Annotated in this window: 1 protein-coding gene; it reads left to right on the top strand. The window is 71.1% G+C overall.

All coding sequences use genetic code 11. The features are described 5' to 3' along the window. Positions 1-351 precede the first annotated feature (351 nt). Positions 352-23,742 carry an SDR family NAD(P)-dependent oxidoreductase gene (locus tag ACZ5DS_RS08330; protein ID WP_468235177.1) on the top strand — a complete coding sequence of 7,797 codons (23,391 nt, stop codon included), beginning with the start codon at positions 352-354 and terminating at the stop codon, positions 23,740-23,742.

Genomic DNA, 23,742 nt, shown 5'->3' with positions numbered 1-23,742 from the left:
CCTGCCTTCGAGGTGGCACAGTTGCCGCTCGGGCACATGGGACAGCGTGGTCCCCCTGTGCAGGCGCACCTCCTGACCTTCCTGTTCGCCGTCGGGATGCGCCCTGCGGTCGGTGAACGCACACACTCCCAGTGAGGGCAGCAGCCACCGCGACCACGCGGAGCCAGCGAGATCCGACAGCGGCACCCCGGCGGGGGAGGCCGGCAGTCGGCTGCGACGCATCCAGGCAGCATCCACGGTTCGAGCCGCTCACCAGGAGAGGGTTCTGCCGGTTCGGCGTGCCCGGGTTCGGTAAGGGGCGGCCACGGTGGTGGTCCACAACATCGCGAACGACAAGGGGAGTCTCCACTGATGTCGCAGCATGTCCCCATAGCTGTCATCGGCATGGCGTGCCGATTTCCCGGGGCGGACGACCACCGCCAATTCTGGGACGTCATCAGCAACGACCGGTCGCAAATCCGTGAAGTCCCACAAGCCCGCTGGGACATGGGGAGAGGCGCGTCGGCGGAGGCCTCCGGCGAAGACGCAGGGCGCCCTCCTGGCAGATGGGCCGGCCTGATCGACGATGTGGACGCCTTCGACGCACAGTTCTTCCGCCTCTCCCCGCTGGAGGCGGAGAGCACCGACCCGCAGCAGCGGATCATGCTGGAACTCGCCTGGTCCTGTCTCGAGGACGCCGCCATCGCGCCCAGCGCGCTCTCCGGGCGCGACGTCGGGGTGTTCATCGGCTCGTTCAACCTGGACTACAAGGAGCTTCAGGAGAGGCAGCTGCGCGAGGTCGCGGCGCACCACTCCACGGGAACCATCGGCGCCGTCATCGCCAACCGGATCTCCCACTTCTTCGACTTCCACGGCCCCAGTGTGGTCGTCGACACGGCGTCCTCCGCCTCCCTGCACGCCCTCCACCTCGCGGTCCAGTCCCTTCAACAAGGCGAGTGCGCACTCGCGCTCGCCGGCGGGATCAACCTCGTACTGACTCCGGCCCGGCACACCTCCTTCGCCAAGACCGGCATGCTGTCGCCCACCGGCTCGTGCCATCCCTTCGACGAGCGAGCCGACGGCTATGTACGCGGGGAGGGCGGCGGCACCGTCCTGCTCAAGCCGCTCGCGGACGCCGTGCGCGACGGCGATCGCATCTACGGCGTCATCAAGGGCAGTGCCGTGAACCACAGCGGCAGGACACGCACCCTGACCTATCCCAGCGACGACGCGCAGGCGCAGGTCGTCGCTGACGCCATCGTCCGGGCAGGCGTCTCCCCCGAGACCATCGGGTACGTCGAGGCGCACGGCACGGGCACGCCGACCGGCGATCCGGTCGAAATCGAGGGGCTGGTGGAGGGCTTCCGCCGAGCGCGCGGTGAGACGGCGGCCTCGCGTGAGCACAACTACTGTGGGCTGGGCTCGGTCAAGCCCAACATCGGCCACCTGGAAGCCGCCGCCGGGATCGCCGGCCTGATCAAGGTGCTGCTCGCGCTGGAGCACCGGCAGCTGCCCGCTCTGCGGGACTTCCAGCGGCTGAACCCGCGCATCGACCTGGACGGCACACCCTTCCACATCGTCGACCGGCTGCGTGAGTGGAAACCGCTGCGGTCGGGGGCCGGTGAACCGCTGCCCCGTCGCGCGAGCGTCAGCTCGTTCGGTATCGGCGGCACCAACGCCCACGTCGTGCTCGAAGAGGCGCCGACCACCGCACCGGCCGATCCGCCGGACCGTCACGCGTACCTGGTCTGTATGTCCGCCAGAACCGGCACCGCGCTCGATCGGCGGCTCCGCGATGTGCGGGAATGGCTCGAGGGCGACGGTGCCCAGGCCGACCTGAACGACCTCAGTGCCACGCTGCTCCTGGGCCGGGAAAACCTCGACCGCCGGACCGCGTTGGTCGTGCGCGACCATGACGATCTCCGGGCGAAGCTGACCCTGCTGCTCGACACCGGGCGAGCCGACGACTGCTTCCACGAGCCGGCGGGCACGCCCTCGGACAGCGATCCGGCCGGAACACCCCGGCCCGCCGGCGAGGTCGAGTTCGACTTCGGTACCGATCTCCCCGCCGCCGAGTACCGGGAGCGGCTGCTGAACCTGGCGGAGTCCTTCGCCGAAGGACACGACCGCCGGTGGGAGGCCCTGTTCACGTCGTTCCCGGGACGGCGACTTGGGCTGCCGACCTACGCGTTCGACCGGCACCGTTTCTGGATCACACCGGACGCCGCAGAGGAGAACGCTCCTACCGGGACGCCGACGTCCGCGACGGGCGAGGAGCCGGAGTCCGCGATCAAGCAGGAGGGGCTCGTGTCGGACAAGACCGCGCGCACACGACGAGGGGAGCGGACGGACACCGACGTCCGGGAACGCGTCGAGGCGGATCTCCGGAGCCTCGTCAGCGGCGTGCTGAAGCTCTCCGCCGACGAGATCCATCTGCGGGACCGGCTGTCCGACCTCGGGTGCGACTCGGTCGGCAACACACAGCTCGCCCTTCGGCTGAGCGAGCACTACGGCATCGACGTCGCGCCGTCGCTCTTCTACGGATACTTCACCCTCGAGATGCTCAGGGACCGTCTCCTCGAGGAGCAGTACGCCGACGCCGTGGTGGGGAAGTACACGGCCGCCGACGACAACACCGTCGACGAGACGGTCCCCGCCGAGGGGAAGGCGTCCACGGTTGCACGGGACGAGTCCGCCCCGGCGGCCCGCCCTGCGACGCCTTCCGGATCCGATGCCGGTGACGACGGAGACCACCGGATAGCCGTCATCGGTATGAGCGGCCGCTTTCCCCAGGCCCGCACGGTCGACGAATTCTGGCAGTTGCTCGCCGAGGGCCAGGAGGCCGTGGCGCCGATCCCCGCGCACCGGCTGGGAAACTGGGCCGGCGTCGCCGGCGCCTCGGACGTCAGGGGCGGATGGTTACCCGGCGAAGCCGAGTTCGACCCGCTCTTCTTCGAGATCTCCCCCAAGGAAGCCGAGCACATGGACCCCCGGCAGCGTCTGCTGCTGCAGGAGTCCTGGCGGGCCCTGGAGGACGCCGGATACGGGGCGAAGCAACTCCGCGACAACACCATGGGCATGTTCGTGGGCGCAGAACAGAGCGACTACCCGGGTCTGGCCGAGGAGGAACAAACGCTGACCTCCGGCCACGACGGAATCCTGGCCGCGCGACTCAGCTACTTCCTCGACTTCTCCGGGCCGGTGCTGACCGTCAACACGGCCTGCTCGGCCGGCCTGGCCGCCGTACACCAGGCGTGCCTGAGCCTGCGCAGCGGTGAGTGCGACACGGCGGTCGCCGCGGGCGTCAGTCTGTTGGCCGGGCCCCAGTTCTACGAGCACGCCACCCAGGCCGGGATGCTGTCGCCCGACGGGGTCTGCTACGCCTTCGACAAGCGTGCCAACGGCATGGTGATGGGCGAGGCGATCGCGGCCGTCGTACTGAAGCCGCTGGCCAAGGCCCTCGCCGACGGTGACCGGGTGCACGCGGTCATCACGGCGAGCGGCCTCAACCACGACGGCCGCACCAACGGCATCACCGCGCCCAGCCAGCCCGCACAAGTCGCCCTGCTCGACTCCGTGTACCAGCGGTTCGGCATCGAACCCGCCGACATCGAGCACGTGATCGCCCATGGCACGGGCACCCGGCTGGGTGACCCCATCGAGGTGAACGCGCTGACCGAGGCGTTCGGCCGGCACACCGACAAGACCCAGTACTGCGCCCTGACCTCGGTCAAGACGAACATCGGGCACACCCTGGCCGCTTCGGGCGTGGTCAGCCTGATCGCCCTGGTGCAGGCCCTGCGGCACCGGACGGTGCCCGCGAGTCTGCACTCCGAGCAGGAGAGCGAGTACATCGACTGGACGCGCAGCCCGTTCCGTGTCAACAAGGAGGCCCGGCCGTGGCCGCCCCGACCTGGGCGGGAACGGACGGGTGCCGTCAGCTCCTTCGGCATCAGCGGGACGAACGTCCACGTCGTCGTGGAGAGCCACGGCGACGGATCGGCCGGACATCCGGCCGTCTCCCGGCCCTCGTACCTGCTCGCGCTGTCGGCGAAGACCGAGGAGGCGCTCCGGACACGGGTGGCGGACCTGCTCGCCTTCCTCCGGGCCGGTGGGGCCGATGACGCCGGTCTCGGACGGATCAGCAGCACCCTGCTCGCGGGGCGGCACCACTTCGCGCACCGGTGTGCGCTGGTCGCGGAAACCCCCGAGGACGCCGAGCGGCTGCTGCAGCAGGTTCTCGACGGCAAGAAGGCCCCCCAGGTGTTCCGCGGGCTGCCCGGGAGGGACTTCCGCCCCCAGAACGCGCTCACCGAGTACGGGAACGAGCTGATAGGACGCGTCCGCGAGGGAGACGGGGACGCCCGGTACCGGGACGCGGTCCGGGCCCTGGCCGACCTCTACTGTCAGGGGTACGAGCTGGCCTGGGAGAACCTTTTCGGCGACCGGCCGCTCCCGTGCGTGTCGCTGCCCGGCTACCCCTTCGCCCGCGATACCTACTGGGCCGACTCGGCGAGGTCCGGCCGCGCGGCGCAGCCGCACACCCTTCCCGCGTCCACCGCGCTGCACCCGCTGCTGGACAGCAACATCTCCACACTCCGGTCTCAGCGTTTCGCCAAACGCCTGTCGGCCAGCGAGTTCTTCCTGCGCGACCACGTCGTGGACGGGAAGATCCTGCTGCCCGGAGTCGCCCACATGGAGATGGCGTACACCGCGTCCCGACTGGCCACCGGGTCCGACAGCGTCACCCTGCGCGGCATCATCTGGGGCCGTCCGATCGTCATGGACAGTGCCTCCCGCACCGTGCACATCGAGCTGACCCCGCTGGAACAGGACGCGCTGGAGTTCGTCATCCACGACGGGACCGAGGGAGAACGCACGGTCTTCTCCCAGGGCCGAGCCGGCTACGCAGCCGACCGGTCCACGCGGCCGCGTGGCGCGATCGACATTCCCACGATCAAGGCGCGGTGCACCACCCGCCGCGAGAACGCCGAGATCTTCGCGAGCCTCCGGGAACTCGGGTTCGGGTACGGCGAGACCTTCCAGGCCATGGAGACGCTGTACTGCGGCGAGACCGAGGCTCTGGCCCGGATCGTGCTGGCTGATGGCCTCGAAGAGGAGTACCCCCGGTTCACCCTGCATCCCTCGCTGTTCGATGCCGCGCTCAACGCGCTGCGCGGTATCGGCGAGCAGGACGGTGTGCTGCGCATTCCGTTCAGCCTCGAAGAGCTCGTGGTCTTCGCACCGATACCACGGCAGTCCTACTGCCACGCCACCGTCCACCGGATCGCTCGTGACGGCACGATGAGTGTCGACCTCGCGATCTGCGACGACAGCGGCATGGAGTGCGTCCGGCTCACCGGCCTGGTGTTCAAGGAGTTCACGGCCGACAAGAGCGAGAAGCTGCACTACTACGTGCCGCGCTGGACCGATGCCGACACCGACGCCGGCTCCGCCCGCGAGGTGGAGTCCCCCGGCGCCGGGCGTACGCTGCTCATCCTCGACGACGAGGACACGCGCGGCACCCGCATCGGGTCGCAGTACGCGGGCCGCGTCGTGCGTGTGCGGAGCGGGAACGTGTTCCAGGAGTCGGGACCGGACCTGTTCACCGTGGACCGCCGCAGCGCCGAGGACTTCGACCGGCTTCTGCGGACTCTGGGCGAACGCGACCTGTCACCGCGGGCGATCGTCAACTTCTGGCCGCTGACCCCAAACCCGTCCGAGCTCACGATCGAGCTGGAGGGCCTGCTGCACCTGTTCCGGTCCGTGCACCGGACCGGGACCGAGCAGGAGGTCCAGTACCTTTCCGTGCTGCCGGACCGGACCGGGCCGCAGCGGGCGGCAGCGGAGGCGCTTGTCGGCTTCGGCCGTGCCATGACGGCGGTCGACCACCTGTTCCGGGTGGGAAGCCTCGAGGTCGCCGACGCGGGGGACGCGGACGCCGTCGCCGGCAGTGTGCTGCGCGAGCTCGGCCGGGCGGAGGGCTCCGCCCCGCGCGGCCGGCACGAGATCCGGCACGCCGACGGCGTCCGCTCGGAGCGGGTACTGCGGCCGTGGACCGCGGAAGCGCGCAGTGGTGCCTCCGAGCTGCCTCTCAAGGAGGGCGGCGTCTACCTGCTCAGCGGTGGAGCCGGGGCCCTGGGGCTGCACCTGGGCAGGTACCTCGCCCGGGAGTGCCGGGCGCGGCTCGTCCTGCTCGGCCGCCGGGAACCGGACGCCTCGCTGCGGGAGGAGTTCGCCGCACTGGAGGCCGCCGGGGCCGAGGTCCTCTACCTCGCCTGCGACGTGGCCGACCGCGACGGTGTGAGCACGGCGCTCGACGCGGCGCGGGAACGATTCGGCAGTCTGGACGGTGTCTTCCACGGCGCGGGCGTCATGGGCGGTACGGGCGTCCTGGACGTGGACTGGGCCGAATTCGAGCGGGTCCTGGCGCCGAAGACGCACGGGACCGTCCATCTGGACGAACTGACCGCGGAGGACCCGCTCGACTTCTTCCTCGTGTTCTCGTCCATCGCCGCCTACGTCGGCGACTTCGGACAGGGAAGCTACGCCGCCGCCAACCGGTTCCTCGACGGCTACGTCCGGCACCGGGAGGAGTTGCGGGCGCAGGACCTGCGGCACGGGAGGAGCGTATCGGTCAACTGGCCGTACTGGGACGAGGGCGGCATGCTCGGCGAGCTCGCCGAGGACGGCCCGGCGAAGACCCTCTACCACGACCACTCGGGTATGCGAGGGCTGCGGACCGAGGAGGGTATCGGGGCGGTGCTGGAGATCCTGATGTCCGACGAGACCCAGGTCGTCGTGACGAAGGGCGAGCGTCGGAAGATCGAGAAGGTCCTGCGGGTCGCGGGGGCAGAGCGGGCCGGTGCCGAGCGTGCCGGGGCCGAGCCGGAACCGGTGACCGTGCACGAGCCCGTGGCCGTCGCGAAGGGCGTGGAACCGGCGCCCGTGGAGGACTCGGGTGAGATGTTCATCCGGACGGTCGAGTATCTGAGGGACCGGTTGTCGCAGGTCTTCCACATTCCGAAGGGGCGGATCGACGCCGCTGCGGAGCTGGGGGAGTACGGCATCGAGTCCATCCAGATCATGGAGCTGATGCGGCTTCTGACGAAGGACTTCGACTCCCTTCCGGGAACGCTGTTCTTCGAGTACCGCACGATCCATGAACTGGCGGAGTACTTCACCGAGTACCAGACGGCACGCCTGACCGAGCTGCTGGGGCCGGCGCGGTCCACCGCGGCGGCTTCACAGGCGCCGGCGAAGAGCGCGCCCGCGGCCCCCGTGCCCTCCGGGCCGGTCACGCCGCAGGGCCGGTTCGCGGAGGTGAGGACCGTCGCCCCCGACCTCGACGAGGCACCGTCGGCCAGGAGAACGAACGGCCGGGCCGCGGGACGCCCGCGCGACGTGGCGATCATCGGCATGAGCGGCCGGTACCCGAAGTCGCGCAACCTCGAAGAGTTCTGGAAGGTGCTGGAGCGCGGTCAGGACTGCATCGAGGAGATCCCGCCGCACCGGTGGGACAAGGACCTGTACTACGCGGCCGAGAAGACACCCGGCAAGAGCTCCAGCAAATGGGGCGGCTTCATCGACGGCGCCGAGAACTTCGACGCGCTGTTCTTCAACATGTCGGCGAACCAGGCCGCGCTGACCGACCCCCAGACGCGGCTGTTCCTCCAGTCCGCCTGGGAGGCGATGGAGGACGCGGGGTACACACGCAGGTCCCTCAGCCCCGACAAGGCCCGCAAGGTCGGTGTCTACCTGGGCATGATGTGGAACGAGTACCAGCTGTACAGCGGTGAGGACGTCGTCCTGTCCGACCGCGCCGCCGCCTCCAACGCCGTCTCCTACTTCTTCGACCTGCACGGGCAGAGCCTGACCGTCGACACCGCCTGCTCCTCGTCGCTCTACGCGATCGCCATGGCGGTCGAGAGCATCAGGAACGGCTCCTCGTCGCTCGCGTTCGCCGGCGGCGCGAACCTGTCGCTGCACCCCAACAAGTACGTCTCGCTCAGCCAGATGAACTTCTTCTCCAAGGACGGACGCTGCCGCTCGTTCGGTGAGGGCGGCACCGGCTACGTACCCGGCGAGGGCGTCGGCTGCGTCCTGCTCAAGCTGTTCGACCAGGCGGTCGAGGACGGGGACCACATCCACGGTGTGATCCGGGGCGTCGCCACGGTGCACGGTGGCAAGACGAACGGCATGACCGTGCCCAACCCGCTGGCGCAGGCGGACATGGTCGCGAGCGCCCTGGCGGACGCCGGGCTCTCGGCCGAGGACATCAGCTACGTGGAGGGCCACGGCACGGGCACCGCCCTCGGCGACCCGATCGAGATCACCGGTCTGACCCGGGCGTTCCGCAAGCACACCGGCAGGAAGCAGTACTGTCCGATCGGTTCGGTGAAGTCCAACATCGGTCACCTCGAGGGCGCGGCCGGCGTCGTCGCCGTCACCAAGGTCCTGCTCCAGATGCGGCACGGGATGCTCGTGCCCTCCCTCCATTCCGAGCAGCTGAACTCGTACATCGACTTCCCGAACTCGCCCTTCTACGTACAGCGCGAGCTGCAACCGTGGGAGCGGCCCACCCGGACGGTCGACGGGGTGCAGCGGACCCTGCCCCGGATCGCCGGCGTCTCGTCGTTCGGCGCGCACGGTGCCATCGCGCACGTGATCATCGAGGAGTACCAGCCCGGGTCGGAGCGGCCCGCACGTCCGGCCCGAGTCCCGCGTCCGGAGCTGCTGGTGCTGTCGGCGAAGGACGACGAGCGGCTGCGCGAGAAGGCCCGGGCACTGTTGACGTGGCTGGCCGGGCCCGGCCAGGACGCCGATCCGGCGGACATCGCCTACACCCTCCAGGTCGGCCGCGAGGCCATGGAGGAGCGCCTCGCCCTGATCGCCGACGGGCGGGACGCGCTGTGCGAGGGACTGCGCGCGTTCCTCGGCGGCGAGCAGGAGACCGCGAACGTCTTCCGCGGGAGCGTGCGGCAGAACAAGGACGCCGTCGCTCTCCTCGAAGCCGACGAGGAGATGCGGGACCTGGTACAGCAGTGGCTCGCCCAGGGCCGCCACGACAAGCTGGCCAACGTCTGGGTGAAGGGCCTGGCCCTCGACTGGACGTCCCTCGCCCGCGACACCGAGCCGCTCCGCATCTCCCTGCCGACGTACCCGTTCGTCCAGGAACGCCACTGGCTCGACGCGCCTCCCGCGCTCGCGCTCCAGCCCCCGCGGACGGTGGCCCCGGCCGAGCCCGCGGCGGCCGACGCCGCGGCGCCCCCAGACCCGTCCGCCGAGGAACGGACCCGGCCGCTGGCCTTCGTGGAGGACTGGGAGCCCGCGCCTCTGGAAGCCGGCACCGGGCGTGCGCCGCGGGGCATCGTCTTCCTGTGCACCGGAGCGGAGCGTCAGGAGGCCGTCACGCGGGCCGCACGGGAACTCGACCCCTCCCTCCACACGGTCTTCGTCGGACACGGAGACACCGGTCGGAAGACACACCCCGACCGCTACGAGGTCCGCCGCGGTTCGGCCCAGGACTACCTGGAAGCCTTCCGGGACATCGCGGCCGGCCCCACTCCCGTCGACGCGGTCGTCAGCATGGAGGCGCTCGAACCAGGAGGCACAGACGGCGACTTCGGTGACGTCGTCCTGACGGTTCAGGCCATCGCCGGCTCCGGGCTCGACGTACGCCGTTGCATGGTGGCCGGGCAGTACCGCGACGGCCGGGAGCGCGCGCTGCTGGAGGCGCACCTCGGCTTCGAGCGCTCGCTGGGCATGGTGATGCCGAAGCTGTCCGTGGTGGCCGTGCTCCAGGACGCCGCCGACCCAATGCGGCCGGCGGACACCGCCGCCTGGCTGACGCGGCTGGTCGCAGAGCTGCGCCAGGAGCGGGCGATCAGCGCGCTGTACCACTCGGGCGGGCGCTTCGTGAGCCGCGTCCGTGAGGCCACGCTCGACGAGAACCGCTCCGGCGCCCTCCGGCACGGTGGCACCTACCTGATCACCGGCGGCTGCGGCGGGCTGGGGATGATCGTGGCCCGGCACCTCGCGGAGCACTACGCGGCGAATCTCGTCCTGACCGGGCGCTCCCCGTTGGACGAGACACGCCAGGAGGCCCTGCGTGGCCTCGCCGCCGGACAGCGGGTGCTGTACGTCCAGGCGGACAGTTGCGACGCGGACGACATGAAGCAGGCCGTGACGCAGGCGCGTGAGCGCTTCGGCGCATTGCACGGAGTCATCCACGCGGCCGGTGTCCAGGGGCAGGGCAGCGTCCTGGACAAGGACCTGCGTTCCTTCGAGGACGTCCTCGGCCCCAAGATCCGGGGAACGCTGACACTGGACGAGGTGCTGGTCGGTGAAGAGCTGGACCTGGTCTGCTATTTCTCCTCCACCGCCGCCGTCATCGGCGACTTCGGCACCTGCGACTACGCGGTCGGCAACCGCTTCCAGATGTCCTATGCCCGACACCGTGACGCCCAGGTGCGGGCGGGCCGCTTGTCAGGACGGACCGTGGTCGTCAACTGGCCGCTGTGGCGCGAGGGTGGCATGGGATTCGACCGCGACACCACCACGATGCTGCTGAAGTCGAGCGGTCAGGACTTCCTGGAGACGGCGGACGGCATCGCCCTGTTCGACAGCCTGCTGTCCCAGCAGGCCGCCCAGCACATGATTCTGGTCGGCAGGCCGAGCCGGGTGTCCCGCTTTCTGGGACTGACGTCCCCCGCCGACGTCCCGGCACCACCGGGAACCGGCGCAGCCGCGGTCCCCCCGGCCCGCCCCACCGGCGTGGGCGGCCCGGCTTCGGCGCCGGCCCCTGACGTCGAGGAACGCCTGACACACGACCTGCGGCGGATCGTCAGTGGCGCGGTCGGCCTGTCCCCGGACAAGCTCTACGAGGACGACAACCTCGCCGACTATGGCTTCGACTCGGTGAGTTTGGCCGGACTGGCCACCGCTTTGGGCGACCACTGGGGCGTCGAGGTCACGCCGGCCCTCTTCTACAGCCGCTCCACGCTGCGAAAACTGCGGGAGTACTTCGCCACCGAGCACAAGGAGCTCCTGGCCGCGTTCTACCTCGGCCAGGGCGTCGGCGGCGCCGTCTCCGGACCCACGGCAGCAGAACCGGCACCCCCGCGGGATGAGGCGATCCCCGCCGACCGGCCGCCCGCCGGCGCCGAGCCCGTCCAGGACGCCGCCGGAACCCCGGACGCGGATCTCGGCGTCGGGAAGCCGCGTACGGAGCCCCAGGACGACGACGCCATCGCGGTCATCGGCATGAGCGGGCGGTTCCCCGGCGCCGACAACCCCTCCGAGCTGTGGTCGCTTCTCGCGGAGGGCCGCGACGCCGTCAGCCATGTCTCCCACGAGCGCCTCGACCTGTGGGGCGAGCCGTACGACAGCCCCTTCGGCGCGTTCCGTGTCGGCCAGCTGTCCGGCCTGGACGAGTTCGACCCGCTGTTCTTCGAGATATCCCCGAACGAGGCGCGCAGTCTGGACCCGCGCCAGCGTCTGCTGCTCCAGGAATCGTGGCGCGCCCTCGAGGACGCGGGCTGGACGCCCGCGTCGACCCGCAGCATCGGCATGTTCGTGGGAGTCGAGCAGGGGGACTACGACACCCCGGACCCCGAGGCAGGCAGCGTCACCGCCAACCACGACGGCATCCTCGCCGCACGCCTGTCCTACCTGCTCGACCTGAGCGGTCCCGTGATGGCCATCAACACGGCCTGCTCGTCGGGGCTGGTCGCCGCTCACCAGGCATGCGCGAGCATCCGGGCCGGCGAGTCCGAGGTGGCCCTGGCCGCGGGCGTCAGCCTGATCACCACCTCGCAGCTGCTGACCCGGACCCGGCAGGCAGGCATGCTGTCCGAGGACGGCGTCACCTACGCCTTCGACAGGCGCGCGAACGGGATGGTGCTCGGCGAGGCCGTCGCCGTCGTGGTGCTGAAGCGGCTCTCGGCAGCGGTGGCCGACGGCGACCGGATCCACGGCGTCATCCGCGCAAGCGGCATCAACTACGACGGCAGGTCCAACGGCATCACCGCCCCGAACGGCGACGCCCAGGTCGCGTTGCTCCGCGACACCTACCGGCGGCACGGTGTCGACCCGGCCGACATCGAGTACGTGGTCGCCCACGGCACCGGCACGCGGCTCGGCGACCCCGTCGAGGTCAACGCGCTCAACGACGTTTTCCGGGGCTTCACCGACAAGAGGCGGTACTGCGCTCTGACGTCCGTGAAGCCCAACGTCGGCCACACGCTCGCTGCTTCCGGGCTCGTCAGCCTCATCGGGGTCCTGCAGGCCATGCGCCACGAGACGATCCCCGGATCCCTGAACTGCGCGCAGGAGAACGAGTACATCGACTGGAAGGACAGCCCGTTCTTCGTCAACAAGACGAACCGGGCGTGGCCCCAGGCCGCCGGGCGCCGGAGGATCGCCGCCATCAGCTCCTTCGGCATGAGCGGCACCAACGCGCACATGGTGGTCGAGAGTCCCCCGGCGGACGGAGAGAACGAGGTCACGCAGATGCCCGTCCACCTGCTGGCCCTGTCGGCCAAGTCCGAGGAGTCGCTGCGGCAGCGTGTCGCCGACCTGATCGACTTCCTGGAGGATCCCGGGCAGCCGCACGGTCTACCGGACATCCGCGCGACGCTGCTGGAGGGGAGGCCCCACTTCCGGCACCGCTGCGCCGTCGTGGCTCGTGACGCCGCCGAGGCGGTGCGCCTGCTGCGCTCGTGGGCCTCGGACGGGGACGACCCCGACGTCCTCACCGGCGACGTACCCAAGGACTTCACACCGAACGAGGCGGCCCGGCAGGCCGGGGACCGGCTGCTGGAGGAGGCGGCCGGACCGCACCACGACGACGCCGGTCTCCGGGATGCGTTGCGCGCCGCGGCGAGGGCCTACTGCCAGGGGTACGACCTGACGTGGAACCGGCTGTCCGGCGGCCGGCGCACCGCGCCGGTCGCGCTACCCGGCTACCCCTTCGCCAGGAAGCGCCTGTGGCGGCAGGGCACGAAGCGATCGGCGACGGGCGGGGTGTTCACGGCCTCACCCGGCCGTGCCGCCGGCCCGGAAGGCCGGTTCGCCACGACGCTCACCGGGGCGGAGTCCTTCCTGCGCGACCATGTCGTGGCCGGGGAGAAGATCCTGCCGGGCGTCGCCCACCTGGAGCTGGCACGAGCCGCCCACGCCGCGCAGCACAACGCGCCGACGGCCGCCATCACCTTCCGCGATGTCGTGTGGCTGCGGCCGGTGAGGGCCGGGGACAACCCGCTCGACCTCCAGGTCGAACTGGAACCGGACGGCGTCGCGGGGACCCGCTATCGCGTCCTGGCGAGCGGAGTTGACGGCCCCGTCGTGCACAGCCAGGGGCGCATCGAGCCCGATGACGGGCCCGCGGCTCGGCCACGGCTCGACCTCGCGGCCCTGCGGACCGAGTGCGGCCGCTACGAGACGACCGCGAGCGAGATGTACCTCGCCTACCGGCGTCAGGGCATCGCGTACGGGCCCTCCTTCCAGGGAGTCAGGCGGCTCCTCGTGGGAGACGCCCAGGTCCTCGCCGAACTGGCGCTGCCCGAGGCGCCCGAGTACCGCCCGGGCGGGCAGGTGCTGCCTCCGGGGCTGCTGGACGCGGCACTGCAGTCCTCCGCGAGCCTGAGGAACGGCGGCGGCCTCCACCTGCCGTACGCCGTCGCGGCCGTCGAGATCCTGGGCCCTTGCGAGCCGGTCATGTGGGCGTGGCTCAGGAGCACCACGGAGAGGGGCGACGCGTTCGACGTCGACCTGTGCGACGCGCACGGCGAGGTCCGGGTGCGGTTCCGGGGCTTCCGCACCCGGCCCCTGTCCGCCGGGGCCGAGGCGCCGCCGGTGTCGGAACGGCCAGTCGCCGGGAGCCCGGTGCTCCTGGAGCCGCGCTGGGAGGCCGTCCCCCTTCCGCGGGCGGACGGCGACGGTTCGCCGGGGCGGACGCTTCTGGTCGGCACGGACCCGGACGCGCTGGGCTCTCTCCTCACCGGGCGCGGGGAGGACGTGGACGTCCTGCTGCTGCGCGCCGACGACACCGTCGACGGCCTGCGGGGGCGACTCGCGCGCGGCGGACACTACGACGGCGTCGTCTGGGTGGCGAGCGGCGGTGCGACGGTGCTCCCGGAGAGCGAGGACCTGATCACCCGCCAGGAGGAGGGCGTGTACGCCGGCTTCCGTCTGGCCAAGGCGCTGCTGGCACTCGGCTACGACAAGCGGGACCTGGAGTGGACCGCCCTCACCGTCCGCAGCCAGGGCGTCGTCGACACCGACCGCGTCGACCCGACGCACGCCGGTGTGCATGGCCTGCTGGGGTCGCTGGCGAAGGAGAACCCGCGGTGGCGGGTGCGCCTCGCCGATGTGGAGGCGGTGCGGGACGACGTGCTGAGGCAGGCGATGGGCCTGCCGGTGGAGCCGTCCGGCGACAGCTGGGCCAACCGCGGCGGGAACTGGTTCCGGCAGACCCTGGCACCGGTGGCGTTCGACGGGCTCCCCGCTGCGGCGCTGCCGTACCGGCGCGACCGGGTCTACGTGGTCATCGGTGGCGCCGGCGGACTCGGCGCGGTCTGGACCGAGCACGTCGTACGCACCTACGGCGCGCAGGTGGTCTGGATCGGCCGCCGCGCCGAGGACGAGGCCATCCGGGCCAGCATCGACGCGGTGTCCCAGCTGGGACCCGCCCCCTGGTACCTGCAGGCCGATGCCACGGACAGGGAGGCGCTGGCGGCCGCCGTGGCGCGGATCAGGGCTCGCTTCCCCGAGATCAACGGCGTCGTCCACTCGGCGCTCGCGCTGCTCGACCAGAGCGTGGCCAGGATGCCGGAGGAACGTTTCCGGGCTGCCGTGCGCGCGAAGGTGGACATCAGCGTCCGCATCGCGCAGGTCTTCGCGGACGAGCCACTGGACTTCGCACTGTTCTTCTCCTCGACCAACTCGTTCCAGCGCTCCGCAGGACAGAGCAACTACGTGAGCGGGTGCGTCTTCAAGGACGCGTTCGCCCGGCTGTGGCGGCAGAGCCGTCCCACCACCGTGAAGGTGATGAACTGGGGCTACTGGGGCAGCGTCGGCGTCGTCGCCTCATCCGGGTATCAGCGGCGGATGGAGCGGAGCGGCATCGGCTCTATCGAACCCGCCGAAGGCATGGCCGCGTTGGACCTCCTGCTGCGCGGGCCGTACCACCAGCTCGCCGTGGAGAAGACCACCGCCCCGCGGTCGGCCGGTGACGACACCCGCCCCACCGATTCCGGCGGCCCGGACGACCGGCTGGTGCAGCGCGTGCTCGCGGACTCCGGCAGCTCCCGGGGCTTCGACGACGCCCTGCTGTGCGAACTGCTCCTGCTGCAGTTGCAGACGCTGGGGATGAACCGCGCCGGCGGCTCCCTCGCCGACCTGCGAGCCGCCCTGGCACCGGGTGGCGGCTACGACCGCTGGCTCGGGGAAGGCCTGCGCATCCTGGCCGAGCACGGCTACCTCGAGGCGGACACCGAGCGCTACACACCTACGGACAGGGCGCGTCTCGACGGCGCCGACGTGTGGCGGCGCTGGGAGGCGGTGTGCCGGGCGAGCGAAGGCACCAACCCCTACGTCAACCTGCTGGAGCCGGTGATCCGCGAGCTGCCCGAGGTCCTCTCGGGCCGACGGCGCGCGACTGACGTGATCTTCCCCCAGTCGTCGATGAGTCTGGTACGCGGTGTGTACCGGGACTGCGAGAGCGCCACGGCGCTGAACGAGCTCGTGGCGGAGTCGGTGGCTGCCCGCGTCGAGGCCCTGCTCGCCCGTGACCCCGCCCACCGCGTCCGCGTCTTCGAGATCGGTTCCGGCACCGGAGGCACCAGCGAGAAGGTGCTGTGCCGGTTGGCCCAGTACCGCGACAGCATGGCGGAGTATTGCTACACCGACGTCTCCCAGTACTTCCTGCGCAGCGGACGGCAGGAGTTCGGCGCCGACCATCCGTATCTGCGGTTCGAGCTGTTCGACGTGGAACGCGCCCCCGAGGAGCAGGGGTTGGACGAGGGCGGTTACGACATCGTCATCGCCACCAACGTCCTGCACGCGACGCGCGACGTCCGGGCGGCGGCGCGGCACACGCGGGCGCTGCTGGGCGCGGACGGCACGCTCGTCCTCAACGAACTGGCGACCCGCACCCCGTTCCTGCACCTGACCTTCGGGCTGCTCGACGGCTGGTGGCGCTACGAGGACACCGAACTGCGCATACCGGGCTGCCCCGGGCTGGCTCCCGAAACCTGGCGGCAGGTGCTGCTGGAGTCGGGCTTCGCCGCCGTGTCCCTCCCCGCCGACGCCATGCACGACGCAGGCCACCAGATCGTCGTGGCCGACGCCGGCGAGCGGACCGGCGCGCACGCCCCCACACCGATGGGCGCGGACTACGCGCGGGAGCGGGTGCGGTCCGTGATCGTCGAGCGGCTCCAGACCTCTCTGGGGCTGGATCGCCGGGAGATATCCGAGGAGGACTCCTTCGCCGACTACGGCGTGGACTCCATTCTCGGCGTCGAGCTCACGCAGCAGCTCAGCACCGACCTGGGCATCTCACTCTCGGTCACGGACCTCTTCGATCACAGCTCGGTGCGCGCGCTCGCCGGTTATGTGGTGGAGCACCACCTCGACGCGTCGTCACCGCTCCTGGCCGCCCCGGTGCCCCCGGCGGCCCCGGTACCTGCGGCGGGCCCGACGCCCGAGCCTGCCCCGACGCCTGTTCCCGAACCGCCGGTCATACACGCCCCGGTGCCCGTGCCCGCCGCGACCGGCACGCCGAGGCCGGACGTGTCCACGACCGTCCCCGACCCCGCCGGCGAGCCCGTCGCCCTCATCGGCATGAGCGGAAGGTTCGGCACGGCCAAGGACACCGATCAGCTGTGGCAGCATCTCGCCGACGGCCGCAGCTTGGTCGGCGAAATCTCCCGCTGGGACATGTCGGCCTTGGTTGCGCCGGGCGCGCCCCACCCCCGGTATGCCTCGCTGATGGACGACATCGACCGGTTCGACCCGCTGTTCTTCCAGATATCCGGCCTTGAAGCCACCTACATGGACCCCCAGCAGCGGATCGTGCTGGAGGAGGCGTGGAAGGCGCTGGAGGACGCCGGCTACGCGGGCGACGCCATCCGCGGCCGGTCCTGCGGCGTCTACATCGGCACCCAGGTCAGCGACTACCTGCCCGGCTCCAGCGCGGACGCCCCCGCCCAGGCCATGTGGGGCAACGCCGAGGCGATCATCCCGGCACGCCTGTCCTATCTGCTCGACCTGCAGGGTCCCGCCATCGCCGTCGAGACCGCCTGCTCCGGATCGCTCGTCGCCCTCCACCTCGCGTGCCAGGCACTGCGCACGGGCGAGGTCGAGATGGCCCTGGTCGGCGGAGTGTCTGTGCAGTGCGCACCCGACTACTACTTGAACGCCCACAAGGCCGGGATGCTCTCGGAGACCGGTCAGTGCCATTCCTTCGCCGAGGGCGCGGACGGCTTCGTCCCCGGCGAGGGCGTCGGCGTCGTCATGCTCAAGCGGCTGCGGGACGCCCTCGCCGACGGTGACCACATCCACGGCGTGATCCGCGGTTCGGGCATCAACCAGGACGGGACGTCCAACGGCATCACGGCGCCGAGCGCCAAGTCGCAGGAGAGGCTCGAACGCCAGGTGTACGACACCTTCGGCATCGACCCCGCCGGCATCCAGCTGGTCGAGGCACACGGAACCGGTACCCAGCTCGGCGACCCGATCGAGTTCCAGGCCCTGACCCGCGCGTTCCGTCACTACACCGACCGACGCGGGTACTGCGCCATCGGCTCGGTCAAGACCAACATCGGGCATACCGCGCCGGCCTCGGGGATGGCGGGTCTCATCAAGATCCTGCTCGCCCTGCGCCACCGCGAGCTGCCCCGCAGCCTCCACTTCGACAAGGGGAACCCCCACATCGACTTCGAGGGCAGCCCGTTCTACGTCAACACGGTGCACCGCCCTTGGACGGCCGAGCCGGGCCGGCCGCGGCGCGCGGCGCTCAGCTCCTTCGGGTTCAGTGGTACCAACGCCCATGTGGTGGTCGAGGAAGCTCCCGACCTGCCGCGCCGCGACATCGCGCCCGTCCAGGACCACCTCGTGGTGCTGTCCACCCTCTCCCCGGAGCAGTTGCGGATGCAGGCGGAACGGCTGGTGGAGCACCTGCGCCGCCACCCGGACACCGATTTGGGCGACATCGCCTCGACCCTGGTGCGGGGCCGGCGGCACTGCCCCGTCCGGCTGGCGTGCGTGGCCCGCGACACCGCCCACCTGGTGACGCTTCTGGGGCGGTGGCTCGCGGACGGAGGAGAAGCGGAGGTGCGCACCGCCGACCTCACGGAGAACGCGGTGAGTCCGCAGCCCGCTCTGGAGCAGTATGGCGACAGCTGCCTGCGCAAGTGCGCCGAGGGCGCGACGGGAACGGCCCGCCGGGAGCACCTGGAAGCCATATCCGCCCTCTATCTGCAGGGTTACCAGCTCCGCTACGAGCAGCTCTTCGAGGGCGGCACCTACCGTCGTGTCCCCCTGCCGACCTACCCCTTCCAGCGGCAGCGCCACTGGCTGCCCTCGGGTGACGGCTCTCGTCCCACGATCCCCGCACGGCCGGCCGACCGCACTCCCGCGCCGGGTCCCCGGGCCGACGCGGCCCACCTGGCGCTGGCGCCGGTCTGGGTCGAGGAAGAGGCACCCGAGCCCGTCCGCGGCACATCCGTCCCGAGCGGCATCGTCGTCGTGGGCGGCAGCGCAGCGGAGCGGGCCGCCCTGGCGGCCGAGTGCCCCGACGCCCGCTTCCTCGCCGACGGCTCGGCGAGCACGGCATCACTCACCGAGCAGTTACGGGGTGTTGGCAGGGTCCGCGACCTCGTATGGATCTCCCCGTCGGACGCGGCCGCCGAGCCCGGTGAGCTGCTGCGGCGCACCGCCGTCGGAGTGGACGCGTTCTTCCGGCTGCTCAAGGCGCTGTTCGAGCTGGGCTACGGCGCCGAGGAGCTGACGTGGACGGTGGTGACGCGGCAGACCCAGCCCGTGCGGCCGGGCGAGTCGGTGCTGCCGGCCGACGCGGCGGTGCTCGGCCTGGCCGAGGTCATGGCCAAGGAACTGCCCAACTGGAGCGTGGGCTCCTTCGACCTGGGCCAGTCCGACGAGCTCCCCGCCCGCACCCTGCTCGCGGCCGGGGCCACGACCGTACGGGCGCTGCGCGACGGCCAGTGGTTCCGTCGAGGCCTGTATCAGGTGGAGCTGCCGGCCCCGGCCCGTTCCCCGTACAAGGAGGGCGGGGTGTACGTCGTCCTGGGCGGGGCGGGCGGCATCGGCCGCCTCTGGAGCGAGGACATGATCCGGCGCTACCGGGCGCAGATCGTGTGGATCGGCCGCCGGGAGAAGGACGCCGCCATCCAGGCGCAGGTCGACCGACTGGCCGCTCTCGGGCGGGCGCCGTGGTACGTCCGGGCCGACGCCGCCGACAGGGACTCCCTGCGGGGCGCCTACGCCCGGATCCAGGAGCGATTCGGCACCGTCCACGGCGTGGTGCAGTCCGTCTTCGGCCTGGTGGACCAGAGCCTGCTCAACACCGCCGAGCAGCAGTTCCGGCAGGGCCTGAGCGCGAAGATCGACGCGAGTGTGTGCATGGCGGATGTCTTCGACGCCGAGGGACTCGACTTCATGCTCTTCTTCTCCTCGATCGCGTCGGTCAACCCATCCATGGGCTACTGCAGTTACGTGGCCGGCAACGCCTTCGAGGACGCCCTGGCCCGTCGGCTCTCCGGTGAACGCCCGTACGCCGTGAAGGTGGTCAACTGGGGCTACTGGGGCGCCGTCGGCAGCGGACTCGACGTTCCGGAGCACGTCCGTGAGCGCATCTACCGGCGCGAGGGCCTCGGCGACATCGACCCCGTGCTGGCGATGGACGCGGTCGAGCGGCTGCTGGCCGCCCCGCTCGGGCAGATCGCCTACCTCAACACCAGCCGGCCCGAGCGGTTCGAGGGCTACACCGACCGCGAGGCGATCCGCGTGCTGGACCCGGCGGAGCGCCGCAGCGATCCGCTCACCCCGCTGCTGCCCTCGCGCCAGGAGCAGCTGCGGACCGTGGAGGCCCGGGCCAAGTCCAAGCTGCGGACGCTGGACGAGCTGCTCCGGCGGCTGCTGTGGTGCGCGCTGCACGGGAGTGGCTGGATCGGGACCGGTACCGTCGACGCGGACTCCTTCCGGCAGGCCGGCGGCATCCTCGGGAAGTACGACCGCTGGGCGTCGGAGACCCTGAAGCTGTTCGCTCGACAGGGCTGGCTCGTGGCGGCGGGATCCGAAGGCTCCTACCGTGCCGTGCCCGACGCCGTCGATCCGGACGCCACCGCCGCCGAGTGGGAACGCAGCCGGCGCGAGTGGCTCGCGGACCCCGAACTGCGCGCGTCCGTCGGCCTGGTCGACACGACGCTGCGCGCGCTGCCGGACGTCCTCACCGGCGTCGTCCCCGCCGTCGACGTGATCTTCCCCGGCTCCTCGCTGGACCTGGTCGAGGGGATCTACAAGCGGAACATGATCGCCGACTACTTCAACGACGTCGTCGGTGACTGTGTCGTCGCGCTCGTCGAGAGCAGGCTCGCCCAGGATCCCGAAGCCCGGATACGCATCCTGGAGGTCGGTGCGGGAACGGGTGGCACCACCGCCACGGTCATGCGCCGGCTCCAGCCGTACCGGCGGCACGTCGGCGAGTACTGCTACACCGATCTCTCCAAGGCGTTCCTCATCCACGGCCGACGTGAGTTCGGAGCGGACCATCCGTTCCTGCGCTGCGAGATCTTCGACGCCGGCCGGCCCGTCACCGAGCAGGGATTCGACGAGGGCGGGTACGACCTGGTCATCGCGACCAACGTGCTGCACGCCACCGAGGAGATCCGTGCGTCCCTGCGCAACAGCAAGGCGCTGTTGCGGTCCGGCGGTGCCCTGGTCGTCAACGAGATCGACGGCTACACCGTATTCGGCATGCTGACGTTCGCGCTGTTGGACGGCTGGTGGCCCAAGGACACCGATCTGCGCGAACCCGGGGGGCCCGGCCTGCGGCCCGAGACGTGGCAGTCGGTGCTGGAGCGGGAGGGCTTCGAGGGCATTGAGTTCCCCGCGAGGGACGCGCACCCACTCGGCCAGCAGGTGGTGGTCGGCTTCAGCGACGGGGTGATCCGCCGGACCGGCGGTGAACCGCGGCGCTCCGCGACCGGACTCCTCGCCGGCCAGCTCTCCGGGCCGGTCCCCGTCCCGATCTCGGAGCCGGTCCCCGCAGCGCCCTCGGCCGGTGCACCCCAGGTGGACGGGGCGGTGCTCGGCGACGCCGTGCGCACCTATCTCAAGGAGCTGGTCGCCCGGACCCTCCTGATCCCGGCCGAAGCCATCGACGTCCGTGAGCAGCTGTCCGCCTACGGCATCGACTCCATCCTCATCCTCCAGCTGCTGACCGGCCTCAAGAAGGATCTGGGGGAGACGAGCAGCACCCTGTTCTTCGAGTACCGCACCATCGAGGCGCTGACGGAGTACTTCGTCACCGAGCGCGGCGAGGCCGTGGCCCGCGCCCTCGGAGTGAGCCCCGGCCCGGCCGCGGAACAGAAAACGGCGGCGGCCCTCCCGCGGGCCGTCGTCCCGGACGCGCAGGCCCCGGCGCCCGCTCCGACGCCCGGACCCGGCCGCACGCAGGCTCGTCCGGCACTGCGGTCCAGGCGCACCGGTGGCGTCGCGATCGTGGGTATGAGCGCGCGCTTCCCCCAGGCCGAGACGCTCGACGCCTTCTGGTCGATGCTGCGCGAGGGCCGGAACACCGTCACGGAGATCCCCGCCGACCGGTGGGCACTCGACGGCTTCTACGAGCCCGACAAGGAGGAAGCCGTCGCGAAGGGCAGGAGCTACAGCAAGTGGGGCGCCTTCCTCGACGGGTTCGCCGACTTCGACCCGCTGTTCTTCGAGATGACGCCGAACGACGCCCTGGAGATCGACCCGCAGGAGCGGCTGTTCCTCCAGGAGGCGTGGCGGGCGTTCGAGAACGCCGGCTACACGCGGAGCCGCCTCGAGCGGGAACACCGGTCCAGCGTCGGTGTCTTCGTGGGGATCACCCGTGCCGGGCACAACCTCTACGGCCCCGGGCGCTGGAGCCGCGGCGACACCGCCCAGCCCTACACCTCCTTCGGGTCGGCAGCCAACCGCGTCTCGTTCAAGCTGAACCTCAATGGTCCGAGCATGCCCATCGACACGATGTGCTCCTCCTCGATGACGGCGCTCCACGAGGCGTGCGAGCACCTGCTCCACGGCGACTGCGAACTGGCGGTGGCAGGCGGCGTGAACCTCTACCTGCATCCGTCGAGCTACGTCAGTCTGTGCGGTCTGCAGATGCTCGCCGACGGGGACGAGTGCCGCAGCTTTGGTGCCGGCGGCAACGGCTTCGTCCCCGGAGAGGGCGTCGGCGCGCTCGTCCTCAAGCGGCTGGAGGACGCCGAGCGGGACTGCGACCACATCCACGCCGTCATCCGCGGCACCAGCATCAACCACGGCGGTACGACGAACGGTTACACCGTGCCGAATCCGGTCGCACAGGGCCGGGTCGTGCGGGACGCGCTCGACCGTGCGGGCGTCGACGCGCGCACGATCAGCTACGTCGAGGCTCACGGCACCGGAACCGTGCTGGGAGACCCGATCGAGATCAACGGCCTGACCCGGGCGTTCTCCCAGGACACGCAGGATGTGCGGTACTGCGCGATCGGCTCCGTCAAGAGCAACATCGGGCACGCCGAGGCCGCCGCCGGGATCGCGGGCGTGTTCAAGGCCGTTCTGCAGATGCAGCACGGTGAGCTGGTCCCCAGCCTGCACGCCGACGAGGTCAACCCGCACATCGACTTCGACGCGACGCCGTTCGTCGTCCAGCGCGAGGGCGCGGAGTGGAAGCGGCCGGTCGTCACCGTCGACGGCGTCAGCACCGAAGTGCCGCGCCGGGCGGGCGTCTCGTCCTTCGGCGCGGGCGGTTCCAATGCCCACGTCGTGATCGAGGAGTACGTCCGCGACCAGCCGGCTCCCGGGGCCGATCGGACCTGTGGGCCGGCTGTGGTCGTCCTGTCCGCCAAGGACGAGGAGCGGCTGAGGGAGCAGGCGAGCGCTCTGCTGGACTTCCTCCCGGAAGCCGAGCGCAGGGGGGCCACGCCGGCCGATGTCGCCTACACCCTGCAGGTCGGACGCGAGGCCATGAGCGAGCGTCTGGGCACGGTCGTCAGCTCGTTCGCCGAACTGGGGGACCGGCTGCGGGCCTTCCTGGACCAGCCCGACGGCGGCGCCGCCGGGCTGCACCGCGGTCGCGCGGCACGCTCCGACCGCGCGCTGACCGCGCTGACCGCCGACGCCGACATGAGCGCGGTCGTCGAGACGTGGCTGGCCAAGGGCGCGTACGCCAAGGTGCTCGACCTGTGGGTGAACGGCTTCGAGCTGGACTGGGGCAGCCTCCACCCGGAGGGGGCGGCGCGCATCGTCCCGCTGCCCGCATACCCCTTCGCCCGGGAGCGGTACTGGATCGCGGAGCGGCCGCTCGACGGCCGACTCCTCGACGCCCACCCCGACGCCACGGACGGGGAGCGGGAGGACTGCCCGCCGGATCCGCTGATCGACGACCTCCTCGACGAGGTGGTGAACGGCTCTCTCGGCGTCGGAGCCGCCGCCGAGCACATCCGACGGTCCGTCCTCGACGGCACCGGCCTGAACACCGACAACGAGGGGCGCTGA

Source organism: Streptomyces sp. NPDC031100 (assembly GCF_055570785.1).
This window is presented reverse-complemented; position numbering and strand designations above follow the sequence as displayed.

Coding starts and splice junctions, on each gene's coding strand:
- ACZ5DS_RS08330 (WP_468235177.1), top strand. CDS start 352: ATGTCGCAGCATGTCCCCATAGCTGTCATCGGCATGGCGTGCCGATTT.